General features: G+C 73.0%; 3 protein-coding genes. All 3 read right to left on the bottom strand.

Going from position 1 to position 3,025, the window contains the following annotated elements:
* A partial coding sequence (locus MHW47_RS33860; RefSeq protein ID WP_239227676.1) for a sensor histidine kinase KdpD occupies window positions 1–1,308 on the bottom strand: 1,308 nt, incomplete at its 3' end.
* Between the two features lie 344 nt (window positions 1,309–1,652).
* Window positions 1,653–2,159, bottom strand: coding sequence for a MarR family winged helix-turn-helix transcriptional regulator (locus tag MHW47_RS33865; RefSeq protein ID WP_239227677.1), 507 nt, complete (start codon window positions 2,157–2,159; stop codon window positions 1,653–1,655).
* Window positions 2,156–3,025: FUSC family protein (locus MHW47_RS33870; protein WP_239227678.1), on the bottom strand; the 870-nt coding region annotated here is incomplete at its 5' end. The genes MHW47_RS33865 and MHW47_RS33870, both read right to left, overlap by 4 nt.

Here is a 3,025-nt window from a genome sequence, read left to right on the forward strand (position 1 = left end):
CGGGCGGCGGTCGGAGACGACCGGTCCGGTGGCGGGCCGGGCGGCGGCCGCGGGGCTCGGCTTGCGGCGCTTGCCGCGCGGCGGCACGACGTGCTGCAGGTCGGACAGGTCGATGTCGCTGGTGGGCCGCGAGGTGGCGCCGATGCCGTGGGCGATGCCGGGCGCCGGGCCGGTGGTGATCATGGCGCGGGGCACGATGACCACCGCGCGCACGCCGCCGTAGGCGGACTGGCGCAGCGAGACCTGGAGGTCGTACATCCGGGCGAGGCGGCCGACGACCGCCATGCCGAGGCGCGGGGCCTCGCCGAGGTCGTTCATGCTGGCGCCGGCCTGGGCCCTGGCGAGCATGTTCTCGGCGCGGGCGCGGGCCTCTTCGCTGAGGCTGACGCCGCCGTCCTCGATCTCGATGGCGATGCCGGTCTGCACCTCGACCGCGGTGACGTGCACCCGGGTCTGGGGCGGCGAGTAGCGGGTGGCGTTGTCGAGGAGTTCGGCGCAGGCGTGGATGAGCGGTTCGACCGCGGTGCCGATGATGGCGACCTTGGCGATCGAGTGCAGATCGATGCGCGGGTACTCCAGGATGCGCGACATGGCACCGCGCAACACGCTGAACAGCGGGACCGGCTTGGGCCACTGGCGGCTGGGGCGGGCGCCGCCGAGCACGGCGATGGAGTCGGCGAGCCGGCCGATCAGCGCGGTGCCGTGGTCGATGCGGAGCAGGTCGTCGAAGACGTCGGGGTTGCGCCCGTGGTGCTCCTCCATCTCCCGCAGCTCGCTGGCCTGGCGGTTGACGATCGCCTGGACGCGGCGGGCGACGTTGACGAAGGCGCGCTGCGCGGAGTCCCGGATCGCCTCCTCGTTGTCGATGATGTCCAGCACCGTGTAGACGAGGGAGCGCTGCGAGTCGGGGAGGTGGCGGTAGACGGGGTCGGCGTCGACGACGTCGCGCAGCACCTCGTCGGGCGAGTTGCCCACGCGCAGACGGTGGATGGCGGCCGGCAGCAGCTCCTTGCTGATGCGTACGGTCTCCTCGTCGTGGTCGGCGATGCGCCGCTCCAGAGCGGTGAGACGCCGCTGGTACTCGGCGTTGCGGCGGCGGATCGTGCGGCCGCGGCGGGCGATCTCCACGGCGAGCGCGGCGACCACGACGGTGGCGAAGACGCCGTACCAGACGACTGGTATCCGCGCGGGCTCGGCAACCAGCGCCGCGGCGGCGGTTGTTGCTCCCGCCATCACGACGACGGGTAGCAGCAGGGCGCGGGCGACGGGGGCTTCCCGTCCGGCCGGCGGTGATTCAACACGGGCCATCTGAACCTCTGGCGGTTGATTCGGGCTGTATTCCGGAGATTCGGCACCTGTCCCTACGAAGGGAACAAGCACGCGAATTCATCTCAACTCGGTTTCACAGCGCGTGAGCTTAGTCAGATCGAATCAGTGCTTTCGCACATTCCTCCAACCCCCTGCGCGAGCGGCCCGGCGGTAATACACTCACGAGTTTTTACACGCACCGCCTTCGCGCGTGTGCGGGGAGTGACGGCCCGGAGGAATACGGAAGAAACACCCCGCAGCACGATCAATGAGCACATCTGATCGAAGGGGCTCTTACGAGTGATGCCGGTGCCGGGCGTGTGCGCCGGGCACCGGCGCGGGGGTCAGCGGCGCACGCCGCCGATGCGCCCCTCCAGCTGCACCAGCAGCTCGCTGAGCTGGGCGCTCAGCCGGTCGCGGGCCTCGGCGTCGAGGCCGGAGAGCACGGCGCGCTCGTACGCGAGCTGCTGCGGCAGCAGCCCGTCGACCAGGGCGCGCCCCTCGTCGGTGAGGCCCACGTACGTCACCCTGCGGTCGCGCTCGTCGCCGCGCCGGGCGAGCAGTCCGCGTTCCTGGAGGACCTTGAGCCGCTTGGTGACGGCGGCTCCGGAGGAGAAGGTCTCCCGGGCCAGTTCGCCGGGGGTCAGTTCGCGGTCGGTACGGCGTACGGCCCCGAGCAGGTCGAACTCGGCGCGGTTGAGCCCGGCCGCGCGCAGCGGGGCGTCCTCGGCCTGCTGGAGGAGGGCGGAGCAGCGGTTGATGCGGCCGATCAGCTCCATGGGTCCGGTGTCCAGCTCCGGGTTGACGGCCCGCCACTGCCGGACCACCGAGGCGACGATGTCGTCGGTCACACCGCTCCGTTCTCCTGGGCGGGGACGAGCAGTCCGCGCCGTTTCGCTGTCGCCGCGAGCGTACGGTGTCCGGCCTGCTCGGCCGCGAGCACCGCCTCCCGGGGCAGGTCGGGCTGCCACCACTCGCCGGCGGCGGTGTCGTCCGCCTCGCGCAGTTCGACCAGGGAGCCGGTGAGCCGGCGGCGGGCGGCGTCCAGGTCCGCGGGGCTGGGTGCGGGTGCGGCGAGGGTCCGCGCGGCGTGGTCGCGGGCGTGCTCGGCGGCGGCCAGGGCGCGCTCGACGCGACCCGTGGCGCGGCGGTTGGTGACCAGGACGGCGGCGAGGAAGCCGACGGCGGCGCCGATGACGGTGTCCAGGACCCGGTCGCCGATCAGCTCGCCCGCCGGATGGGTGCCCGTGTACTCCAGGACGAGCAGCGCCATCGGGGTTACGGCGACGGAGCCGAGCCAGTAGTTGCGGGTGATCAGCGCCTCGGCGGCGAACCCGAAGAGGAGGCAGAAGCCGATGAGGGCGAGCGGGGTGGTCCGGGCGGCGGGGAGGACGGCGGCGAAGACGAGGACCCCGATGAGGTTGCCCAGGGTGCGCTGGAGCGTGCGGTTCCAGGAGAGGGTGACGTTGGCCTGGTAGAGCGAGGCGGCCGTGACGATGGCCCAGTAGGGGCGGCCGACGCCCGCCGCGGAACAGACGTATCCGGCCAGGGCGCAGCCGACGAGCGTGCGGGCCGCGACCGGGAGGAGCGGGGAGCCGGGGGCGAGGGCGTGCCGCAGGGTTCGGAGGAGTCCCGGGCGGGCGGCGCGTTCGGCGTCCAGGCCGAGGAGTTCGGCGGTGGCGCCGCTGTCGGCCGGCGGGGTGGGCACGGGGCCCCG

The sequence above is a fragment of the Streptomyces sp. OfavH-34-F genome (assembly GCF_022347745.1).
In the GTDB taxonomy this organism is placed as follows: domain Bacteria; phylum Actinomycetota; class Actinomycetes; order Streptomycetales; family Streptomycetaceae; genus Streptomyces.